General features: G+C 75.6%; 18 protein-coding genes. 2 read left to right on the top strand and 16 right to left on the bottom strand.

The genetic code is table 11. The annotated features are described in order from the left end of the window. Positions 1–6: 6 nt before the first annotated feature. From ABZ249_RS08500 to ABZ249_RS08425, 16 genes are all read right to left on the bottom strand, one after another. Positions 7–807 (bottom strand): methyltransferase domain-containing protein, encoded by an 801-nt coding sequence (locus tag ABZ249_RS08500; RefSeq protein WP_355259137.1) that lies wholly within the window; start codon positions 805–807, stop codon positions 7–9. Further along, complete coding sequence (locus ABZ249_RS08495; protein ID WP_355259134.1) at positions 804–2,393, bottom strand: fatty acid--CoA ligase family protein; 1,590 nt, start codon at positions 2,391–2,393, stop codon at positions 804–806. Before ABZ249_RS08495 ends, ABZ249_RS08500 begins: the two co-directional genes overlap by 4 nt. Continuing rightward, positions 2,390–4,003, bottom strand: coding sequence for a CoA transferase (locus tag ABZ249_RS08490; RefSeq protein WP_355259131.1), 1,614 nt, complete (start codon positions 4,001–4,003; stop codon positions 2,390–2,392). The genes ABZ249_RS08495 and ABZ249_RS08490 overlap by 4 nt, the downstream gene beginning before the upstream one ends. Then, positions 4,003–5,619: a class I adenylate-forming enzyme family protein gene (locus ABZ249_RS08485; protein ID WP_355259128.1), complete on the bottom strand. Its 1,617-nt coding sequence runs from the start codon at positions 5,617–5,619 to the stop codon at positions 4,003–4,005. Before ABZ249_RS08485 ends, ABZ249_RS08490 begins: the two co-directional genes overlap by 1 nt. Further along, positions 5,616–6,959, bottom strand: coding sequence for an NAD(P)/FAD-dependent oxidoreductase (locus tag ABZ249_RS08480; RefSeq protein WP_355259125.1), 1,344 nt, complete (start codon positions 6,957–6,959; stop codon positions 5,616–5,618). The genes ABZ249_RS08485 and ABZ249_RS08480 overlap by 4 nt, the downstream gene beginning before the upstream one ends. Then, complete coding sequence (locus ABZ249_RS08475; protein ID WP_220561684.1) at positions 6,956–7,939, bottom strand: UbiA family prenyltransferase; 984 nt, start codon at positions 7,937–7,939, stop codon at positions 6,956–6,958. The genes ABZ249_RS08480 and ABZ249_RS08475 overlap by 4 nt, the downstream gene beginning before the upstream one ends. Continuing rightward, positions 7,936–9,084, bottom strand: coding sequence for a DegT/DnrJ/EryC1/StrS family aminotransferase (locus tag ABZ249_RS08470; RefSeq protein WP_220561685.1), 1,149 nt, complete (start codon positions 9,082–9,084; stop codon positions 7,936–7,938). Before ABZ249_RS08470 ends, ABZ249_RS08475 begins: the two co-directional genes overlap by 4 nt. Then, positions 9,081–10,286 (bottom strand): DegT/DnrJ/EryC1/StrS family aminotransferase, encoded by a 1,206-nt coding sequence (locus ABZ249_RS08465; protein WP_355259121.1) that lies wholly within the window; start codon positions 10,284–10,286, stop codon positions 9,081–9,083. Before ABZ249_RS08465 ends, ABZ249_RS08470 begins: the two co-directional genes overlap by 4 nt. An 85-nt stretch (positions 10,287–10,371) precedes the next feature. Further along, positions 10,372–10,902 carry an EF-hand domain-containing protein gene (locus ABZ249_RS08460; RefSeq protein ID WP_220561687.1) on the bottom strand — a complete coding sequence of 177 codons (531 nt, stop codon included), beginning with the start codon at positions 10,900–10,902 and terminating at the stop codon, positions 10,372–10,374. A gap of 156 nt (positions 10,903–11,058) precedes the next feature. Beyond that, positions 11,059–11,529 (bottom strand): hypothetical protein, encoded by a 471-nt coding sequence (locus ABZ249_RS08455; protein WP_220561688.1) that lies wholly within the window; start codon positions 11,527–11,529, stop codon positions 11,059–11,061. After that, the gene (locus tag ABZ249_RS08450) at positions 11,526–12,446 is read right to left on the bottom strand and encodes a Gfo/Idh/MocA family oxidoreductase (protein ID WP_220561689.1); all 921 of its coding nucleotides are present in this window, start codon (positions 12,444–12,446) and stop codon (positions 11,526–11,528) included. Before ABZ249_RS08450 ends, ABZ249_RS08455 begins: the two co-directional genes overlap by 4 nt. Next, positions 12,443–13,582 (bottom strand): Ldh family oxidoreductase, encoded by a 1,140-nt coding sequence (locus ABZ249_RS08445; protein WP_220561690.1) that lies wholly within the window; start codon positions 13,580–13,582, stop codon positions 12,443–12,445. The genes ABZ249_RS08450 and ABZ249_RS08445 overlap by 4 nt, the downstream gene beginning before the upstream one ends. Next, complete coding sequence (locus tag ABZ249_RS08440; protein ID WP_355259115.1) at positions 13,579–14,859, bottom strand: M20/M25/M40 family metallo-hydrolase; 1,281 nt, start codon at positions 14,857–14,859, stop codon at positions 13,579–13,581. Before ABZ249_RS08440 ends, ABZ249_RS08445 begins: the two co-directional genes overlap by 4 nt. Next, positions 14,856–15,734 (bottom strand): sugar phosphate isomerase/epimerase family protein, encoded by an 879-nt coding sequence (locus ABZ249_RS08435; RefSeq protein WP_355259112.1) that lies wholly within the window; start codon positions 15,732–15,734, stop codon positions 14,856–14,858. The genes ABZ249_RS08440 and ABZ249_RS08435 overlap by 4 nt, the downstream gene beginning before the upstream one ends. After that, positions 15,718–16,731 carry a Gfo/Idh/MocA family oxidoreductase gene (locus ABZ249_RS08430; RefSeq protein ID WP_355259109.1) on the bottom strand — a complete coding sequence of 338 codons (1,014 nt, stop codon included), beginning with the start codon at positions 16,729–16,731 and terminating at the stop codon, positions 15,718–15,720. The genes ABZ249_RS08435 and ABZ249_RS08430 overlap by 17 nt, the downstream gene beginning before the upstream one ends. A 242-nt stretch (positions 16,732–16,973) precedes the next feature. After that, positions 16,974–17,282: a hypothetical protein gene (locus ABZ249_RS08425; protein WP_355259106.1), complete on the bottom strand. Its 309-nt coding sequence runs from the start codon at positions 17,280–17,282 to the stop codon at positions 16,974–16,976. 408 nt (positions 17,283–17,690) lie between these two features. Here ABZ249_RS08425 and ABZ249_RS08420 point away from each other — a divergent pair, with 408 nt between their 5' ends. Both ABZ249_RS08420 and ABZ249_RS08415 read left to right on the top strand, forming a co-directional pair. Then, positions 17,691–18,596, top strand: a complete 906-nt coding sequence (locus ABZ249_RS08420) for a 2-dehydropantoate 2-reductase (protein WP_355259104.1) — start codon at positions 17,691–17,693, stop codon at positions 18,594–18,596. Positions 18,597–18,817: 221 nt separating this feature from the next. Next, positions 18,818–20,383, top strand: coding sequence for a DASS family sodium-coupled anion symporter (locus ABZ249_RS08415; RefSeq protein ID WP_355259101.1), 1,566 nt, complete (start codon positions 18,818–18,820; stop codon positions 20,381–20,383). The last annotated feature ends 20 nt before the right edge of the window (positions 20,384–20,403 follow it).

Genomic DNA, 20,403 nt, shown 5'->3' with positions numbered 1-20,403 from the left:
GGCGGGTCAGAGCGGTTTGCGGCCCTGCACGGAGTAGACCGCGCAGGAGCAGGCCCGGAACGACGGATCGGCCAGCAGGTCCCGCACCCGGGCCAGCTCCCCGTCGGTCATCCCCTCCCGCACGAACGCGTCCCGCAGGTGGCGGGTGTGGTGGGAGATGAGGTGCACGCCGGGGGACTCGGCGGTCCACAGCTCCAGGTGCGGCTGCGGGTCCACCTCCACCAGTCCGGCACGGCGCATCGCCACCGCGGCGTTGCGGCCCCACGCGGGGTCGGCGCCGGCCCGGGCCATCAGCCGGATCTTCGCGTCCAGGAACCGCTCGTACAGGTCCCGGGCGCCCTCGTCGGGCATGAGCAGGGACGGGCCGTAGGTGATGTCGAACTCGTCCAACTGGAGCACGCCGCCGGGCTTGAGGGCGCGCACCAGCCTGTCCAGGACCTTGACGCGTTCGGGCAGGTGGAGCAGGACCAGGCGGGAGTGGACGAGGTCGAAGGCCCCCTCGGGCAGCGGGTCCCGGACGACGTCGTGCCGCAGCACCTCCAGCCCCTCGGCGGGGGCGATGTGCTCGGGCTTGACGTCGGTGGCGGTGACCGAGCCGCCCGGGGCGACCCGGTCGGCCAGCCAGTGGGCGACGCTGCCGCCGCCGGCGCCCACCTCCAGGCAGCGCCAGCCGGGGCCGACGCCGGTCTGCGCCAGTCTGCGGGTGGTCAGCGGGTCGTAGGCGGCGGCCAGGAAGCGGTGCTGGTCGGGCGCGTTCTCGTTGTGGTTGTCGAAGACGTAGCCGGGCGCCGTGGCGGTGCCGTTCATCGGGGGCCTCCAGAGAGTACGGTCGGTCGGTCGCGGACCGCCTCGGCGGCCATCCGGGTCAGGGTGGCGGTGCACACCTTGCCGGTGGGGCCGAGCGGTAGCGCGGGCAGGAAGACCACGTGCTCGGGCAGGGCGCGCACGTCCACGCCGTGCCCTTCGCACAGGTGGGAGAGCAGTTCGCGGGGGGTGGGCGGGTCCACCCCGGGCAGCGGGCAGACACAGGCGCACACGCGCTCGCCCAGGTCGGGGTCGGGCACGGGCACGCACTGGGCCTCGGCCAGGGCGGGGTGGGCGGCCAGGGCGCGCTCCACCTCGGCGGGGTGGAGGGTCACGCCGCCCCGGATGACGGTGCGGCGCAGCCGGTCCACCACCCGCAGGGTCCCGTCGGCGTCGATCCGCCCCAGGTCCCCGGTGCGCACCCACCCGCCCGGGGCGCGCCGGCGGGCGTCGAGGTCGGGTGCGGCCACGTGGCACAGGGGCGTCATCGGCCCGCGGGCGAGGATCTCCCCCGTCCCGCCGGCGGGCAGCGGCCCGCCCCGGGGGTCGCACACCCGGATCTCGCAGACGGCGGGGTCGGGGCGCCCGGCCACCCCCGGCTCCCACGCGGCGGGGTCGTGCGCGGTGTGGCAGTTGACCCCGTCGGTGGACCCGTACACGTTGACCACGGGCCGGCCGAAGCGCCGCACGCACAGGTCGCGGACCTCGCGGTGCAGGGGCGCGCCGCTGGCCACGAGCGCGCGCAGCGAGGAGGTGTCGGCGTCCTGTTCGGCCAGGGCGGTGCGCCGCAGCATGGTGGGGACGCCGACCAGGTGGGTGGGGCGGTGGCGCTCGATCGCGCGCAGCACCCGCACCGGGTCGAACGGGCCGGGCAGGACCAGCGTCGCGCCGAGCGCGACCAGGGAGACCAGGCCCAGCGACCCGAAGGAGGAGGCCAGCGGGACCGCGATCAGCGGGCGGACGGGGCCCCCGCCCAGGACCGCCCGGGCGTAGGCGCCCCGGCCCCCCGCCATCGCGTTGTGGCTGTAGGCGACCATGCTCGGCTCGCCCTCCGAGCCCGAGGAGACGAGGATGCGGGCGGGCGACTCCGGGTCGGGGGCGGCCGCGGCGGGCGGCGGGCCGCCGCCGTCCAGGGCCCCGGGATCCGGGCGCAGGACGGGCGCGCCCCCGGTGTCGTCCCGGTCGGTCACCACGAGGGCGGCCCGGGAGCGGGCCAGCAGGCAGGCCACGTCGGCGGCGGAGCGGCCGTGCGGGACCGGCAGGGAGACGGCGCCCAGCGCGGCGGCGGCGAGTTCGACGGCGAGCGCGTCCCGGCCGTCGGGGAGCAGGACGCCGATGACGTCGCGTTCACCGCAGCCGCGGGCGCGCAGCAGCGAGGCGGCCCGGCCGACCCGCGCCGCCAGCCCGGCCCGGTCCAGGGTGCCGTGCCCGTCCACCACCGCCTCGCGGGCCGGGTCCTCCCGGACCCGGTCCAGGAACAGGGAGTAGAGGTCCCGCCCCGGGCAGAGCCCCTCCCGCACCCAGCGTTCCCGCAGCTGCGCCGGAACGAGGTCGGTGAGCACCAGGCCCGCCGCGGACGTCCAGGTCATCGGTGGTCCTCCGCTTCGGTGAAGGTCCACGGGGCCCGGGGCAGGGCGGTTCCGTGGACGCGGGTGAACGCCTCGGGGAAGGCCTCGGCCGCGGCGGCCGGGTCGGCGGCCGCCGGCGTGCCGGGGCGGGGGCGGTGGGCGGTGCCCCGCCCGGCGGTGCGCAGCAGCCGGGCGGCGTCGGCCAGGGCGGTGCGGGCGGCGGCACCGGTGCCCGCGCGGGCGCGCAGCAGCAGCCCGGCCAGGGCGGCCTCGGCGGCGAGCAGCCCGCCGAGCACGTCGGTGAGCGTGACCAGGGACGGCGCGGGTTCGCCGCCGTCGGCCAGCAGGTGGGCGATCCCGCCGTGGGCCTGGACCAGGAAGTCCGTGGCCGGGGTGCCCGGCGCGGGGTCCCGGCCGGCCCACCCGTCGGCGTGGACGTGCACCAGGCCGGGGGCGCGGGCGGCCAGGTCGTCGGCGCCCAGGCCGAACCGCTCGGCCCGGCCCGGCGGCCAGTTGTAGAGGAACACGTCCCCGGCGGCCGCCAGGTCCGCGGCGGCACGGCGCCCCTGCCCGGTCTTGAGGTCGCACTCGACGGCGCCCTTGCCCCGGTTGAACGCGGCGAAGCGGGCCGAGAGCCCGCCGGCCAGCGGCGGGACTCCGCGCATGGGGTCCCCGCCGGGCGGTTCGACGCGCACGGTGTCGGCGCCCAGCAGGGTGAGCAGCAGTCCGGCCAGCGGGCCCTGGACGCGGTTGGTGGCCTCCACCACCCGCAGCCCGGACAGGGGTCCCGGTTCGGTGAACGGCGGCAGCGCCCCGGCCGGGCCGGTGCCGCGCAGCCGCCACGGCGAGGGCGGCTCCTCCTCCGCCTCCTCCTCGGGCGTCCGCAGGGGCACCGCGCCCACCCCGCACGCCCGGGCCGCCTCGGCGGCCGCGGCGAACGGCAGCGCCTCCAGGACGGCGGACAGGGCGGCGGGCAGCGGGCACACGGCGGTGGCGAAGCGGCGCTGGAACGGCGCCCACCCGGCGGCGATCGCCTCCCGGGGCGCGCCCAGCAGCTCCCAGAACCGCAGCCAGGCCTCCGGGTCGAGGGTCTCGATCTCGAAGCGGACCCCGTCGGCGGAGCGGAACGGCGGCGGCTCCCCCGGCACGGGGACGGGCGCGCCGTCCGGGTCCGCGGTGGCCTCGGCGGCGTAGGGGGCGACCGCGAGCAGGGCCGCCCCGGACACCGACACCGACGCCCGCAGGGCGGGGCCGCCCCTCTCCCGGGCCAGGAGCACCGCCGCGACCGCCTGGGCGGCCAGCACCCCGGCGCACACCGACGCGTAGTCCACCGGCAGGAAGCGCGGCCCGCCCCGGGCCAGCCCGTGCAGGTGGGCCAGGCCGCAGGCGGCCTGCACGTCGCGCTCGTCGGCCGGGTCCGCGCCGCCGGCCGACCAGCCGATGTCGCACCCGGCGCCGCCGGTGCCCGGCAGGTCGATCCGCCCGGCGCCCTCCCACGCCCCGCCCGTGTCGACGGCGCACCCCAGCGCCCGCAGGCGGGCCGCCGCGATCCGCACCGGCAGGGTGTCGCCCGCCGCCCGTACCGCGGTCCCCGCAAGGGGCGCGGCGGCGGCGACCGTCGCGGCGGTCATCACGTCCACTTCCCCGTGCCCGCGGCGGTGCGGGGCAGGCCCAGGCGCTCGCGCAGCGTCCCGCGCCGGACCTTGCCGGTGCCGGTGCGGGGCAGGTCCTCCCAGTCCACGACCACCGGCTCGGCCATCTCCGGCAGGTCCGCCACGGCCTCCTTCCAGGCCCCGACGTCCAGGGCGCCGTCCCGCACGGCCACGACCGGGACGGGCGGCCCGTCGGGCACCCCCAGGACGACGCACTCCAGCACCTGGGGCAGCCGCTCGTCGACGACGTCCTCGATCTCCAGGCAGCCGCCCTCGGTGAGGGAGTCGACCTCCCGGTCCACCAGCCGGACCGCTCCGGTGCGGTCGATGGAGCCGATGTCCCCGGTGTTCCACCACTGGCCGATGAGCTTGCTGCGCCAGCGCCCCTCCTCGCCGACGTAGCCCGTGCACAGGGCGTCGGTGCGGCAGTAGATCAGGCCGGTCTCCCCCGTCGGCAGGGGGCGGAGGGTCTTCTGGTCCACGACTCGGAGCCGGGTCCGGCCCGGGATGGGGCGCCCCAGGTCGCGGGTGGTGGGGTCGGCCCCCTGGCGCTCCGCCAGGGACCGCCGGGTGAAGAACCGGAAGGTCAGCGGACCGGTCTCGCTCTGCCCCCAGCCCTGCATCCACACCGGGGCCCGGCGTTCGCTGGCGCCGAGGAACGCCCGCACGGTCGAGGGGTGGACGGCGTCGAAGGTGCTGACGAACAGCCGCACCCGCGCGAACAGGTCCCCCTCCCGGTCCAGGTGCCGCTGCCAGCGCGCCAGGGTGGCGGGCTGGACCTCCAGGGTGGTGGGGCGGTGCCGGCGCAGCGCGGGCGCGGCCTGCTCCCAGTCGGGGTCGGCGATCACCGAGAGCGCCTCGGGGAACAGCCACAGCACGCCCGCCGTCCAGGCCAGCGCCCGGCCGTGGGCGTAGGAGTAGGAGGAGGTGACGGTGTCGTCGCGGCGGCTGCCCAGGACCGGCCACCGGTGCGACTCGAACCCGGCCAGCCTGCGCATGATGGTGCGGGTGGTGTGCACGACCAGTTTGGGGGTGCCGGTGGTCCCGGAGGTGTGCATGATCGCCAGCGGCGCGTCCAGGTGCGGGCGGCGCGGCGGCGGGGCGGCGGCGCCGTGCAGGTCGGCCGGGGACAGCTCCCCCTGCCGCGCCCCGTCCACGACCAGGGTGCGGGTGGCGCGGCCGCTGATGTCGCGGCCCGCGGAGCGGGCGGTGTGGAGCAGGTCGGCGTCGGTGACCAGCAGGGCCGGCCCCAGCCTCCGCAGCAGGGTGTCGAGGGTCTCCGGTGCCAGGTGGGCCGACAGCGACGCCGGGACGGCGCCCAGGCGCGCGGCGGCGCACGACAGCAGCACGTAGTCCCAGTGGTTGCGCTTGGCGATGGCCACCCGGTCTCCGGGGCGCACCCCGGCCTCGGCGAACCAGCCGGCGAACCGCCGGACCAGGGCGGCGGCGCTGGGGACGTCGAGTTCCACGCCCGCCTCGGGGGCGGTGTCCAGGGGCCTGCTCAGCCGGATCGCGGTGGTGGAGCCGCGCCGGGCCAGGTCGTCGAAGAGGGTGCCCAGGTGGATGGGTTTGCTCGTGAGCATCATGCCTCTCATGCCTCGATCGGGGTCGGTTCGCGGGTCTGGGCGAGGTAGGCCGCCGTGCGTTCGGCGGCCGTGAACGCGGAGGCCACCGCGCCCTCGCTGCACGGGCGCAGCGAGGTCCAGTCCCCGGCGTAGTCGACGGCGGACAGGGGCCGCGCCGTGAACGCGGGGCGCGCGGCCAGCGCCGTGGGGCGCGGCAGCGGGAGCCCGTGCGGGAACCGGTGCACGACCGTGCCCCGCACGTGCGCGTCCACCCCGGGGAGGATGTGCTCGGCCCGGGCCAGCAGTGCGCGGTCCACGTCCTCGTCGGGGGCGTCCATCAGCGCGCCGGTCGCCTCGGGGCGGGTGACCAGGGAGATCAGGCCGCGGCCGCGGGGCACCCGGCCGGGGTGCTTGGCGTGGTCCATGGTGACCACCCCCAGCAGGGGGTCGTCGGGCACCAGCAGCGCGAAGCCCCGGCGCGCCCCGCGCGGGGCCAGCGGCGCGTCCAGCAGCGCGGTCATCCGCAGCATCGGCGCGTACTCGCAGGCCCGCAGGTAGTCGCGCTCGGCCGGGGGCGCGGCCGGGTGCAGGCGGGCCGCCTCGGGCGCGGGCACCGCCAGGACGGCGGCCCGGGCCGTGAACGCACCCGCGGGCGAGTCGACGAGCACGCCGTCCGGCCCGGGGACCACCCCGGTGACGGGGTGGTCGGTGCGCACGTCGAGCCCGGCGGCCAGGGCGCGGGCCAGGGTGTCCATCCCGTCGCGGTAGGTGCGCCAGGTCGCGGTGCTGCCGGAGGCGGCGAGGTGGGCGGCGAAGGGACCGGCGGCGGCCGCCTCCTGAGGCCAGCCGAAGAACCCGGCGGCCAGCGGGCCCAGCAGGCGCTCGCCCAGCTGCGGGTGGCGGTGGCGGAGCAGGTCGGCGACGGTCGCCTCGTCCAGGCCGCCCCGTTCGGGGTGCTCCGGGTCCAGTCCGGCCCGGCCCAGGCGCAGTTGCAGCCGCACCAGGTCCAGGCGGGCCCGCGGGGACAGCCCCATGCCGGTGAGCAGCCCCAGGGGGCGCCCGGCGTGACGGCGGGCCCGGCCCTTCCACCACACCGACAGGGCGTCGCGGACCAGGGGCACCGCCTCGGGGTCGGCGTCCAGGCCGGTGGCGCGGATGAGCCGCCAGGTCGCCGGGTAGGCGTCGGCCGACGGGATCATCTCCGCGCCGGTGTCGATGAGGTGGCCGTCGGTGCGCAGGGTGCGCATCCGCCCGCCCACGGCGTGGACGGACTCCAGCACCCGCACGGTGTGCCCGGCGGCGGTCAGCAGGTGGGCGGTGGCCAGTCCGGCGGGTCCGGCGCCCACGACGGCCACGTCGACGGCGGTCACCACGGCGCGCCCGGCAGCAGGGCCGCGGCCAGGTTGGCGGCGAGCAGGAGCACGACCGTGGCCCGGTGGGTGTGGATGGCCATGCGCCGGGCGCGCAGGATGTCCCCGGTGACGAACCCGGTGTAGAGCTGGGCGACCCGCAGCGCGATGACCGGCAGCAGCACGGTGGGGAACCACCAGGGCGCGATGCCGAGCAGGTGCGATCCGGTGACCAGCAGCGTCTCCAGCGCGGTGACCGCGATGATGAACACCGCGTTGGTGCGCGGGGTGACCCTGGCGGCGACGGTGATGCGCCCGGCGGCCCGGTCGCCGTCGGCGTCGTTGGTGTTGGAGTACAGGCCGAAGATCATCGGGCCGCCGCCGAAGACCAGCGCCTGCACGATGACGAACCCGTCGACGTGCCCGACGAGCAGGCCGTAGGGGACCAGGATCCAGCCCACGCCCAGGCCGGCCAGGAAGAGCTCCTGGAAGCCCCGGTAGCTGAGCTTGAGGCCCCAGGAGTACTGGACCGACGCGACCAGGCACAGCGCGGCGCCGATCACGGCCCACAGCGGCCGGTGCGGGGCCAGCGCCACCACCGCCGTCCACAGGACGACGCTCACGACGGTCGCGATCCGTCCGAAGCGCAGCGCCTGCGCCTCGGTGAGGGTCCCGGCGACCAGGGGTTTGCGGGCCAGGCGGCGGCGGGCGGCGTCCGAGCCGTAGTTGGCGGCGTCGGAGCCGTCCCGGTAGCCGGTGACGTCGTCGAAGGCGACCATGGCGGCCACCACGGCCACCTCGGCGAGCAGCACCAGCAGCAGGAACCCGAGGGTGTCGGCGCGCGGGCCCAGCAGCGGCAGGGTCATCGCGAACACCAGCGGCAGGCCGATGTAGTAGTCGACGATGTCGAGCTTGGCCAGCCGGGCGTAGGTGCCCAGTGCGGGCCGGGGGGCCGGCGCCGCGGGCACCGGTGCGGGCGGCGCGGTCAGGTGGTCGGTCATGCTTTCCTCCCGAGGGCGAACGCGCGGACCGCGGAGACCACGTGCTCGACGGCCGCGTCGGCCAGGTGCGGGTACAGGGGCAGGGAGATGTTGCGGCGCGCCGCCTCCCGGGCGCGGGGCCAGTCCCCGCCGGGCCGGGCGTGGGGGGCGAAGGCGGGCTGCTCGGGCAGGGTCCGCGGGTAGTAGACGTGGGCGTCCACCCCGGCGGCGGCCAGGTGGTCGCGCAGCCCGTCCCGGTCCTCGCACAGCAGCGTGTAGACGTAGGGGAAGCGGCCGTCCCCGCCCACCGGGGGCGCGACCACCCCGGCCTCGGCGAGGTCGGCGAAGGCCGCCGAGTAGTGGTCGCAGATGGCGGTGCGGCGGGCGACGCGCTCCTCCAGCCCCGCCAGGCGGTGCAGCTGGAAGGCCGCCATGACCTCGTCGAAGCGGCTGTTGTGGCCGACGTGGTGGTGCAGGAAGCGGTTGCGGCCGTCCTGGCCGTGGTTGCGCAGCATCCGCACCCGTCCGGCCAGGGCCGCGTCGTCGGTGAGGACCACTCCGCCCTCGCCGGGCATCCCGAAGACCTTGACCTGGACGAAGGAGTACACGCCGGCGTCGCCCCACCGTCCGGCGGGCCTGCCGCGGAGCACGCCGCCCTGGGCGAGCGCGGAGTCCTCCACGAGCCGCAGCCCGGTCCGGGCCGCCAGGTCGCGCAGGCGCGGCATGTCGGCCATGACGGAGAACATGTGCGCGGGCATCAGGGCGCGGGTCCGTCCGGTGACCAGCTCCTCGGCGCGTTCGGGGTCCATGGTCAGGGTGGCCGGGTCGATGTCGGCGAAGACGGGGACCGCGCCGACCGCCAGGACGGTGCTCGCCAGGGGGGCGCAGCCGAAGGCGGGGACGATCACCTCGTCGCCCGGGCCGACGCCCATGGCGGCCAGGACCAGGGTGAGCGCGGAGGTGCCGCTGGAGCAGGCCACCGCGTCGGCGGAGCCCAGGCGGGCGCGCAGCGCGTCCTCGAAGCGGGCGGTGCGCCGGCCCAGGATGAACTTCTGCTCCGGGTCGGTGCCGACCTCGTACAGCGCCTCCAGCAGCACCTCGCGGTCGGCCTCGAACAGGTCGGGGGCGAAGAACGGCACGGCGGTCCGTTCGGCGGCCACGGTCATCGGGACCTCCCGGAGTAGTGGCGTTCGATCTCGTCGCAGACCCGGTCGACGGCCTCCTCGGCCAGGTCGGGGTAGAGCGGGAGGGCCAGGGCCGTGCGGCAGAGCTCCTCGGCCCGGGGCAGATCGCCGGGCCTGTACCCCAGGTGCGCGAAGCAGGGCTGCAGGTGCAAGGGGCGCGGGTAGTAGACCTCGGTGCCGATCCCGGCCGCGGCCAGGCGGGCGGCGAGGCCGTCGCGGTCGTCGACCTGGACGAGGTGGACGTAGACCACCCGGTTCTCGCCGGGCCGGACGGGGAGGTCGCCGGGGACGGCGCGCACGCCGGGCAGGCCGCGCAGCCGGTCGTCGTAGCGGCGCGACAGCACGGCGCGGCGTTCGATGTCGGCGTCCAGGTGGGCGAGCTTGGCCAGCAGGACGGCGGCCTGGAGGTCGTCCATCTTGCTGTTGCCGCCGGTGACGACGGTCGGGTTGGAGATGCCGGGGAACGCGGCCAGGGTGCGCCCGGACCGGCCGTGGTGGCGCAGCATCCGCGCGGTCTCGGCGACGGCGTCGTCGTCGGTGAGCAGCGCTCCGGCGTCACCGACCGCGCCCAGGGTCTTGGCGGGGAAGAAGGAGAGCACTCCCCCGGTGCCGAGCAGTCCGGTGTGCGTCCCGCCGGAGCGCATGCCGATGGCCTCGGCGCTGTCCTCCACCACGGTGAGGCCGTGGGCGTCGGCGACGCGGCGCACGCCCGCCATGTCGGCGAGGCGGTCGAAGAGGTGGACGGGCATGACCATGCGGGTGCGGTCGGTGACGGCGGCCGCCACGGCGTCGGGGTCGATGCCGTACCCGTGCTCCTCGATGTCGGCGAAGACGGGGACGCCGCCGGCGTGCACGACGGCGGTGGCCGTGGCGACGAAGGTGTGGGCCGGGACGATCACCTCGTCACCCGGGCGCAGTCCGGCGGCGCGCAGCAGCAGGACGAGCGCGTCGGTGCCGGAGTTGACGCCGACGGCGTGCCGGGCACCGGTGTACCGCTCCAGGGCGCGCTCGAACTCCGCGACCATGGAGCCGTGCGAGAATTTCCCGTCGTCCAGGACGCGGGAGCAGTGGCCCCGGATCTCGGGCCATATTCTTCGGAACGCCTCCGACTGGTCGAAGAAGGGTACGCCGGAATTCTCCCCGCTCCTTTCCGTGGAGGCCGGGGAGGCGAGTGTCGACTTCATGTGCTCCGTTCCAGGGGGACGCGGAGGCCCGGCCGCACCCGTGTGCGGCCGGGCCGGGAAAAGGGGTTCGGTTCCCGAAGGCGGGTCAGACGCCCAGGAGCGGGATGTCGTTCTTGCCGAGGTGGTAGTCGCGCACGGCGGCGACCAGCTCGCCGACGCTGAGGGTGCCGTCGCCGTCGGTGTCGATCTGCTGGAACGCCTCCCGGGCCTGGTCGGCGGACAGGCCGATGGCCTCGAACCACCGCTCCAGCTCCACCGGGCTGATCTCGCCGTCGCCGTCGGTGTCGGCGATGCCCATGATGGCCTGGATGGTGGGCTGGAGGACCTCGGCGAAGCCGGCGTTGCCGCGGCTGACGATCTCGCTCTGGGCGGCCTGGAGGAAGGCCTCCTTGTCGAGCTGCTCGGTGCCGGCGGACCGCGCCAGCCGGTCGAACAGGCCGAGGTAGGCGGCCCGCAGGCCGGCCGCGCCCGGACCCGAGGCGTCGGCGCCGAAGCGGTCGAGGATGTTCTGGATCTCCTGCTCGAAGTCCGAGCGCTCGATCACGCCGTTGCCGTTGTGGTCCCAGAGGTTGAAGCGCTCTTCGAGGCGGCTGCTGGCCTTGACGGCGACGCTCATGAATTCTCCTTGAGAAAAGAAAATGAAAAGGAAAGGGTATTTCCGAAGGGGGAATACCGCGGGCTTTCCACCAGGAGCCCGATCCCTTTTACATATTACCCCGACCCGACCCCCAGAAAAACCCTCGGGCGAGAGATCGTCAAAACTGCGGAAACTTTATATCGGACATTCTTCGGTATTTTCTGCAAATGATCCCGGGAAGAGGTCGGCCACCGCCTCCGCGCTCCCCTGCCGGAAGACCACGCGCTCCTCCGGGAGCAGCTCCAGGTCCCGGCCGGTGGGCACCGGGTCGGCGTGGATCAGCACGTTGTAGTGGTTGGGCGTGTGGCAGGCGTCGAAGCCCAGGACCACGCCCACCCGGCGCGGGCCGATCCACACCTCGTCGCCCCGGTCCACGACGCCGGCCGCGGTGATCTCGGCGAAGCCGAGGAAGCCCACGCGGTCGATCCGCGTCCCCTCGGCGGTCCCGGTGTGGTCGGTGGCGACCAGCTCGTGGACCTCGCCCGCGCGCACACAGCGGCTCGCGAACGGCTCCAGCCGCATGCCCCGGTCGGTCCTGCGGTGCACCAGCACCTTGACCAGGGCCGCGGCCACCTCCCGTTTGGCCCCGTCCTCGTGCGGGTTCACCGGACCACCCCCTCTTCCCGGGCCGCCGCGCGGTAGGCCTCGGCGACCAGGCGCAGCGCGGACACCCCGGCCCCGTCGCCGGCCCGTCCGGCGCGGATCCGGGCGGCGAAGTCGGCCGCGACGCCCTCGTACTCGTGCCACAGCGACTCCTTGAAGGCGGGGCGCCCGGCCAGCAGGTCGGCCGTCAGCACCCGCCCGTCCGCGGTGCGCACCTCCACGTCCTTGCGCTCCCCCGGATGGGACCAGTCCAGCAGCACCCGGGCCCGCGCGGCCCCGGCCGCCAGGGCGATGTCCGCCCGGCGGTCCACGCCCGCCCCGTCGTGCTCCACCCGGGCCGCGGTCACCTCGGCCCGGCCCAGCAGGGTCTCCACCAGGTCGAAGGCGTTGGGCCCGTTGTCGGCCACGCATCCGCCGCCGCACCGGGCCGGGTCCAGGTACCAGGTGTCGTCCCCCGCGTGCTCCTCGATCCGCTCCAGGTAGCGCACGGTCACCTCCTCCACGGCGTGCCCGGCGATCCGCTCCCGCAGCGCCGCGAACTCGGAGTTGTACCGGCGGTGGAAGGCCGTGAACAGCACCGTCCCGCGCTCCCGGGCCAGGGCTGCCAGCATCTCCCCCTCAGCCACGTCCAGTGCCAGGGGCTTCTCCGCGCACACCGCCGCTCCGGCGGCGATCGCGTCCGCGCAGATCCGCGCGTGCGCGTCGTTGGGCGCGGTGACCACGACCGCGTCGGGCCGTTCGCGCTCCAGCATCCGGACGTGGTCGGTGTACCCGGCCGCTCCGGGCGGCGGGGCCGCGATCCGGGCCGGGGCCAGGTCGCAGACCGCGACCAGGTCCCAGTCCGGGGAGTCCGCCAGTGCCTTCAGGTGGAACCGGGAGATCACCCCCAGGCCCACCACCGCCACGCGCAGCGCCCTCATCGCCCCTCCTCCAGGATCGCGGGGGCGGCCAGGCCGGTCCGCTCCGCCACGTCGGCCAGTTCGCGGTACAGCCCGGCGGCCAGCGGCACACCGTGCTCCCTGCACCGCCGGGCCCGGTGGTACTCGTGCCAGCCGGGGTAGCGCACCGGGTCCGCGGGATCGACGGGCGGGCAGCCCAGCACCGTCCCGAACAGCTCCTCGGCGTCCTCGCGCACGCCCCCGCGCAGCGCGTCGGGGGCCACGGCCAGCATCAGGTACCCGATGTCGTCGTCGCGCCCGGCGGGGCTCCCGTCGCCGGCCAGGGCCTGCGGGGCGGGGCCGCGCCCGGAGCCGGAGACCAGGGCGGACAGCACCTCGACCAGCAGCCCCAGGCCGAAGCCCTTGTACCGGCCCGGCTCTCCGCCGAGCCACATCAGGTGCGCGCGCCCCGCGTCGAACTCGGCCGGGTCGGTGACCGGGCCGCCGCGGTCGTCGCACAGCAGCCCCTCGGGCACCGGCCGCCCCTCCCGGGCGGCCTGGCGGATGCGCCCGGTGGGCGCGGCGGTGGTGCTCATGTCCAGCAGGAAGGGCGGGTGGTCGCCGGCGGGGGCGGCGGCGCTGAGCGGGTTGGTGCCCAGCAGGGCCGCGGCGCCGCCCGGCGGCCGGGCGATGCGCTGTCCGCCGCAGTTGCTGGCGACCAGGCCGACCATGCCGCGTTCGGCCGCGCGCAGCGCGTGGTACCCGGCGCAGCCCAGGTGGGTGGCGCCGCGGACGGCCACCATGCCGATCCCGCCGGCCTCCGCGCGGTCCGCGGCCAGGTCCATGGCCTCGGTGGCGGCCCACAGCCCGAGGGCGCGGCGGGCGTCGACCAGCACCGCGGCCCCCAGGTCGGTGACGATCCGGGGTTCGGCGCGGGGGTCGGCCCGTCCCTCGTCGAGCAGGGGCAGGTAGAGGCGGGTGAGGTTGGCGGTGCCGTGGGAGTCCATCCCGGTCAGGTCGCCGTGGCACAGGGCGCGCGCCGAGGCGGCCGCCCGGTGCGGGGGCAGCCCCCGGTGGGCGAAGACCCCGGTGAGGAAGGCCAGCAGTGAGTCGTGGTCGGTCAGGACCGCGGTCCGCTCCGGGGCGGACCCCGGCGGTTCGGGGGAAAGGGTGGTCACTGGTCTCCGTCCGTTGCGTCGGTGAAGGCGGTCAGCAGGCGGGCCACCGTGTCGGCGAACCCGTCGAGGTCGGACAGGCGCACGCGCTCGTCGTCGCCGTGCGCCCCGTCGGCGGCCAGGTCGCCCGGGCCCAGCACGACCGTGCAGGCGTCGGGGACCCCGGCCATCCAGATGGCGTCGCAGGTGAAGGCCGGCTCGTCCGCCGGCCACCGCGGGACCCCGGCCCGGAGCAGCAGGTCGTGGCCCCAGGCGTCGCGGTCGTCCAGGACGGGCAGGCCCCGTTTGGGCCAGTCCAGGCGGGTGAGGCCGCGGGCGTCGGCGGCGGTGCGGGCGAACAGGGCGGTGTCGGCGAAGGAGGCGGTGAACTCCTCCAGCGCGGTGTCGAACGCGCCGGCCACCTCCCGCTCCAGGGTCCGGCCCGCCCCGGCGTCGGCGTAGGAGAGGTTGAACAGCAGGTCGCCGCTGCCGTACACCCGGTTGTGCAGGGTGCCGGTGTGCAGGCCCGCCACGCACACGGCCCCGGTGCGGGCGTGCCCGTCCAGGGACCGGCCCATCCGGTGGGCGAGGAACCCCAGCAGGACCGAGGCGTTGTGCCCGGTGTGGGGGCGGTCGTCGATCGCGTCCTCGCCGCGCACCGACACCCGGGCGGTCATGGACGCGGTGGAGCGGGTGAGGAACCGGCCGGAGGTGGGCTCGCAGAACACGTTGAGGCGGCCGGTGTGGCCGCGGTCGACCAGCGGCCGGGTGCCCAGCACCCCCATGGCGCCGCCCTCCTCGCCCGCGACGGCCTGGATCAGCACGGCCGTGTCGCGGCCCAGCCGGGGCGAGCGCTCGCGGGCGGCGCGCACCCCGGCCAGCAGCGCCACCGCCGGGCCCTTGGCGTCGACGGCGCCCCGGCCCCGGACGAGGCCGCCGTCGCGGGAGGCCGGCGGCCCGCCCGCGACGGTGTCCAGGTGCACGTTGAACATGACGGTGCGCTCGCGGGGCACGGTGTCGGGTCCCAGGCGCAGCACCAGGCTGGGCTGGCACCGGAGGAACCCGGGGTCGGCGGCGGCCTCGCGCACCGCGGCGGGCACCCCGGGCCGGTCCAGGTCCGCGGGGTCGGCCGGGGCGTGGTGCACGGTGCGGAAGCCCGTGGGCGCGGCGGCCCGGGCGTAGTCACGCTGGGCCTGGTGCAGCCGGGGGCGCGGGCCGTCGCGGCCGACCTCCAGAGGCCCGGCGGTGGGCGTCTCCAGCAGCCGCAGCAGCAGGGCGATGTCGTCCTCGGTGAGGGTCACCGGGCTCCCTCCGTGTTCCAGGACCGGCGCACGAGGTCCTCCAGCCGCCGCCCGTACTCCACGAACGCGGCCGGGTCGCCCCGGCCGGGGTCGGCGCCGTCGGCGAGCAGGTGGGGGCGCAGGTGCAGGTGGGGCTCGATGGACAGGGCGCCGCGGTACCCGTGGTCGGCCAGGATCCCCAGGCACTCCCGCACCCCGGCCTCGCCCTCGCCGGGCGGGACGTAGGCGGTGTCGCCGCCGGGGGTGCGGACCGCGTCCTTGATGTGGACGTGGGCCACGTGGGGGGCCAGTGCGCGCAGCATGGCGGGGGCGTCGTAGCCGTGGGCGACCCCGTTGCCGGTGTCGAACAGCAGGCGCAGCGCGGGGCTGTCGGCGTGGGCGAGCAGGTCCAGGGCGCGTTCGGCGTCCTCGCCCGCCCAGCCCGCGCAGTTCTCGTGGACCAGCAGCAGGCCGGCGTCCCGGGCCCGCGACGCGAGTTCGCGCACGCGGGCGCGGGCGACCCGGCCCCACTCGGATTCGGTCAGCCCGCCGGAGGGATAGGACATGATCCGCACGGTGCGTGTGCCCAGGAGGGCGCAGCGGCGGGCCAGCGCGTCGAGTTCGGCCAGGTCGAGGGCGAAGTCGCCGGTGGCGGGGCGGGACCAGTCGCCGATCTTGGCGGCGACGGCGACCACCCCGGACCCGGCGCCGCGGATCCGCTCGGCGGCCCGTGCCACGTCCCGTTCGGGCACGGCGGCGATCGGCACCCCGTCCAGGGTGCGCACCTCCAACAGGTCCCAGCCGAGCGCGTCCAGGGCGGCCAGCTGGCCGTCCAGGCCGGGCGCGGCCTCGTCGCCCAGGCCCGCGAGGCGGGGGGTCTCAGGCTCCGACGGCACTCTCCACCTCCTGTTCGGCGGCGCGGGCCGAGCACAGGTCCTTGGCCTCGGCGAGCAGCCGGACGGCCTCCACGTGCACGGGCAGGTCGCCCAGGTCGCGGGCGGGCTGTGCGAAGCGGGCGTAGCAGCGGTGCCAGAAGGCGGTCAGGGCGTCGTCGGTGAACACCGACCGGGTGGGCGCCCGGCCGTGGGCCGCCACGGTGAGCTGCGCGGTGTGGTCGGCGTCGCTGCAGGGGTAGTGGCCGGTGAGGACGGCCTCGTCGAACTCCAGCACGATCCGGCGCTCCCGCAAGGGCGAGGTCAGGTCCGACTCGATACGGGTGAGCACCCCGGTGTGGTGCACCAGGTCCATCCGGGCGGCCCCCAGGCCGGGCAGGCGGATCCCGTCGAAGGCCATGTCGTCGAGTTCGGCCCCGGCCACCTCGGCGTCGCCGGCGAGCGCGACCGCGACGGCGAGGGCGTGCGGGACCTCGACGTCGAAGGCGGTGGGGTGCCCGGAGGACTCCAGGGTCCGGGTGAAGCGGGGCTTGTGCTGGAGCACCGTGAGGGTCCGCAGCCGCCCGAACACCCCGGAGCGGTGGACCGCGAGCAGGCGGGCGCTCAGCGCGCTGGCCGTCCACGGGGTGGCGACGGTGAGGCGCAGGCCCCAGCGGCGGCGCAGCCGGGCGATCGCGGCCAGTTCCGCCAGGTCCAGGGCCAGCGGCTTCTCGACGACGACCATGCGGTATCCCAGGCGGGCGAGCCGTTCCAGCGGTTCGGCCCGCAGGTGCGGCGGGGTGCAGAGGTGGACCACGGTGCTCCGGGGCGGCAGGCGGCGCGCGGCCTCCTCCAGGGAGGGCACCGCCGTCACCCCCTCGGCCCCCGGCTGGAGGGGGTCGTGGCCCATCACCGGTCCCGGGGCGAAGAGGCCGCGCGCCGCCGCCCGCGCTTTGGCGAGCGACGGCGCGTGCAGCCCCCGTCCCGATCTCCCCAGGCCGACGATGAGGGTGTGCAGCATGAAGGGAGGACACCTTTCCGTTCGCGGTCCCCGTCGTTCCGCGGCCCCCGAGGGTGCGCGGAACCGATCGAACGGAAGCACAGACTGGACCGATTCCGGGAAAAGCGTCAAGGAATGGAACGGGTTCTCAGGCCCCAAACCCTGGGGAACGGGGTTCCACAACCTGAGAGGATGTTCTGATAAAGGGCATCATGACACGGCGAGAGAAATCGGAGAGGAAATGACCGTTTTCTCCGGGGAAATCAGGCGACCGAGAAACTGAACAGCCCGCTGGGCGGGGCGTGCCAGCCGCGGTTCGGGGCCACCGGCACCCCGGGGCCGAAGCAGCCGCGCCCGGCGTGCATGCTCACCTCCGCGTCGGTGAGGTTGACCAGCACGTGGGCGGTCGGCGGGAGTACGGTGCAGCTCCCGGACGCGGGGTCCGGGTAGCGCACGAGGTCCTCGAACTCGGTCGTGAAGACGACGACCTCGCCGGTGGCCGCGTGGGCGGGGGCCGCCCCCACCAGCGCGCTCGTCAGGGCAAGGGCGAGCACGGTGGACAGAACCCTCATTCCACCATCCTTTCTCGTTTCATACGCGATTCACGGAAAAGATCACCTCGCGCACCAATGACACGGAGGATCACCGCGCCAATACTCTCCGAACCCGGGGGCGCCCGCAACAGAAAAGGCGAAGAACGCGGTTTCGGTCCGCCCGGGACACGCGAATAAGCCTCGCCGGACGGAATTCGAACAAAAAGCGGACGCCGGCGCGCGCGGCGGGCGCGCCGGTACCGCCGCCCGTCCGCACCCCGTCGCCCGGCGCCCTGACGGGGCCGGGTGGGCGAGTGTTTGCCCCCTCCATGCCCGCCCCTGGCACGCGGAGCGGCCCCGCGCGGACACGCCCGGTTAGGGTGCCCGCACGGGGCCGAAAAGGGGACGCCCCCCCGCGGGGCGGCCCCGCGCCGTCAGGGGGTGGGGATGGCCGCGCGCGGGCAGGGGCGACCGGTCGCCGTCATCGGCGCCGGCGCGATCGGGACGTCGGTGGCGTCGGCGCTGGCGCGGGCGGGCCGCCCGGTGACGGTGTGCGGCGCGAGCCGCCGGTTCGGGCGGATCGAGGTGACCGAGGACGGGTCCACCGAGTCCTGGCCGGTGGCGCAGGCGGACTCCCCCGGCGACATCGCCGGGTACGACACCGCGGTCCTGGCGGTCAAGGCGCACCAGACCGAGGCGGCCGCCGCGTGGCTCAGGGCCGTCTCCGCCCCCGGGACGACGGTGCTGGTGGCCCAGAACGGGGTGGAACAGCGCGAACGCGTCGCCCCCCACACCGGCGGCGCGTACGTGGTGCCCGCCGTGGTCTACCTGAACGTGGAGCGCACGGGGCCGGGCCGGGCGACCCTGCGCCGCGTCGGCCGCCGGGACCTGGTGCTGCCCGACGAGGCCCCGGCCCGGGCGCTGGCGGCGGAGCTGACGGCGGGACGCATGCGCGTCGGCCTGGAGGCGGACTTCGTGACGGCGGCCTGGGCCAAGCTGCTGGCCAACATCACCGCCAACCCGCTCACCGCCCTGACCGGCCGCCGGGCGGACGTGCTCCGGGACCCGGGGGTCGGCGCCGTCGCCCGCCGCATCATGGACGAGGCCCTCCGGGTCGCCCGCGCCGAGGGCGCCGCGCTGTCCGCCGCGCACGCCCGGGAGGTCCTGGCCTGGCTGGAGAACGCGCCGGAGGGTGCCACCACGTCGATGCTCCAGGACCGGATCGCCGGGCGGCCTCTGGAGTACGACGCCCTGACGGGGGCGGTGGTGCGCGCCGCCGAGCGCCACGGCATCGACGTGCCGGTGAACCGGCTGATCCTGGCGCTGACCGCGGCGACCTGTTCCGGTCCGTGACCCACGTCACCCTGGGTCCGGGGCTCCGGGCGGAACGTCACCTAATGTCAGGAGAACCTCAATTCTTCGGCGAGAAGTGGACACATCGTCCCGAACGTGCTCACCCTCCTTCGGAAAGGGCGGGAAATCCGCCGGTGACCTGCCGGTAACGAACGGACGCCGCCGGTCCTGCCCCGACCCGCACCCGCACACTCCGCACACCCCGCACAGCGAAGGAACACATGACCTCCCCCAACGAGCAGAAACCGGACGACCGCACCGCGTCGCCCCCGGAGGAGTCCGCCGAGGGCCGCTTCACCCGCTCCCGCGTCATCGGTCTCATCGCGGGCCCCCTCGTCGGCCTGATCGTCTACCTGCTCATGCCGGACATGCCGCTGCCGCTCGCCGAGGGCGAGGACGAGGCCGTCATCTCGGCCAACGGCCGCACCGTCGCCGCGATCACCGCGTTCATCGCCATCTGGTGGGCGACCGAGGCCATCCCGATCCCGGTCACCTCGCTGCTGCCGCTGGTGCTGTTCCCCGTGATGCTGGACGGCACGCCCATCGCGAGCGTGTCCTCCTCCTACGGCTCCGACACCATCTTCCTGTTCATGGGCGGCTTCATGCTGGCCCTGGCCATGCAGAAGTGGAACCTGCACAAGCGGATCGCGCTGACCATCGTCTCCAAGGTGGGCTCCAACAGCGCGGGGCTGATCGGCGGCTTCATGATCGCCACCGGGTTCATCACCATGTGGGTGAGCAACACCGCCACCGCCGTAATGATGCTGCCCGTGGGCCTGTCCGTCGTCACCGTCCTCACCCAGTTCCGCAACGGGCGCACCGACGCCAACTTCGCGACCGCCCTCATGCTCGGCATCGCCTACGCGTCGTCCATCGGCTCGGTGGCCACCATCATCGGCACCCCGCCCAACGTGCTCATGGTCGGCTACCTCTCCGACACCCACGACATCACCATCGGCTTCGGCCAGTGGATGCTCGCCGGGGTGCCGCTGGCCGCGGTCTTCCTCCTGATCTCCTGGTTCGTGCTGATCAAGGTGTTCCCGCCCCAGGCCAAGAGGGTCGAGGGCGCCCAGGAGCTGATCGGCTCCGAGCTCGCCGCGATGGGGCCCATGTCCCGCGGCGAGAAGGGCGTCTCCCTGGTGTTCGCGCTGGCCGCCCTGTCCTGGATCTTCATCCCGATCCTGGCCCGCAGCGAGAGCGTCGGCGGCGCCCTGCCGTGGCTGGCCGGCATCTCCGACGCCGGGATCGCGATGACGGTCGCCGTCGTCCTCTTCCTGGTCCCGATCGACCGGCAGGGCACCCGCCTGCTCGACTGGGCGACCGCGGTGCAGCTCCCCTGGGGCGTGCTGCTGCTGTTCGGCGGCGGCCTGGCCATCTCCGCGCAGTTCACCGCCAGCGGCCTGAGCGCCTGGATCGGAAGCCAGGTCTCGGTCCTGGCCGGGATCCCCCTGTGGGTGCTGATCCTGGTGGTGACCGCTCTGGTGCTGTTCCTGACCGAGCTCACCAGCAACACCGCGACCGCCGCGACGTTCCTGCCGATCCTGGGGGGCGTGGCGATGGGCATGGACATGGACGTCCTCACCCTCGTGGTCCCCGTGGCCCTGGCCGCCACCATGGCGTTCATGCTCCCGGTGGCCACCCCGCCCAACGCGATCGTGTTCGGCACGGGGCACGTCCGCATCGGCCAGATGATCAAGGGCGGCCTGTGGCTGAACCTCATCGCCCTGGTCGTCATCCTGGGCTCGATGTACGCCCTGTTCTCCTGGGCCATCGGCATCACCATGTAGCCCCTACGCGGTCGGCGGCC

The organism is Nocardiopsis sp. NPDC006139 (assembly GCF_040614155.1).
Taxonomy (GTDB): Bacteria; Actinomycetota; Actinomycetes; order Streptosporangiales; family Streptosporangiaceae; genus Nocardiopsis; species Nocardiopsis changdeensis.
The sequence above is the reverse complement of the archived record's forward strand: the minus strand, read 5'-3'. Positions and strand labels throughout refer to the sequence as shown.

Coding starts and splice junctions, on each gene's coding strand:
- ABZ249_RS08500 (WP_355259137.1), bottom strand. CDS start 807: ATGAACGGCACCGCCACGGCGCCCGGCTACGTCTTCGACAACCACAAC.
- ABZ249_RS08495 (WP_355259134.1), bottom strand. CDS start 2,393: ATGACCTGGACGTCCGCGGCGGGCCTGGTGCTCACCGACCTCGTTCCG.
- ABZ249_RS08490 (WP_355259131.1), bottom strand. CDS start 4,003: ATGACCGCCGCGACGGTCGCCGCCGCCGCGCCCCTTGCGGGGACCGCG.
- ABZ249_RS08485 (WP_355259128.1), bottom strand. CDS start 5,619: ATGAGAGGCATGATGCTCACGAGCAAACCCATCCACCTGGGCACCCTC.
- ABZ249_RS08475 (WP_220561684.1), bottom strand. CDS start 7,939: ATGACCGACCACCTGACCGCGCCGCCCGCACCGGTGCCCGCGGCGCCG.
- ABZ249_RS08470 (WP_220561685.1), bottom strand. CDS start 9,084: ATGACCGTGGCCGCCGAACGGACCGCCGTGCCGTTCTTCGCCCCCGAC.
- ABZ249_RS08465 (WP_355259121.1), bottom strand. CDS start 10,286: ATGAAGTCGACACTCGCCTCCCCGGCCTCCACGGAAAGGAGCGGGGAG.
- ABZ249_RS08460 (WP_220561687.1), bottom strand. CDS start 10,902: ATGAGCGTCGCCGTCAAGGCCAGCAGCCGCCTCGAAGAGCGCTTCAAC.
- ABZ249_RS08450 (WP_220561689.1), bottom strand. CDS start 12,446: ATGAGGGCGCTGCGCGTGGCGGTGGTGGGCCTGGGGGTGATCTCCCGG.
- ABZ249_RS08430 (WP_355259109.1), bottom strand. CDS start 16,731: ATGCTGCACACCCTCATCGTCGGCCTGGGGAGATCGGGACGGGGGCTG.
- ABZ249_RS08425 (WP_355259106.1), bottom strand. CDS start 17,282: ATGAGGGTTCTGTCCACCGTGCTCGCCCTTGCCCTGACGAGCGCGCTG.
- ABZ249_RS08420 (WP_355259104.1), top strand. CDS start 17,691: ATGGCCGCGCGCGGGCAGGGGCGACCGGTCGCCGTCATCGGCGCCGGC.
- ABZ249_RS08415 (WP_355259101.1), top strand. CDS start 18,818: ATGACCTCCCCCAACGAGCAGAAACCGGACGACCGCACCGCGTCGCCC.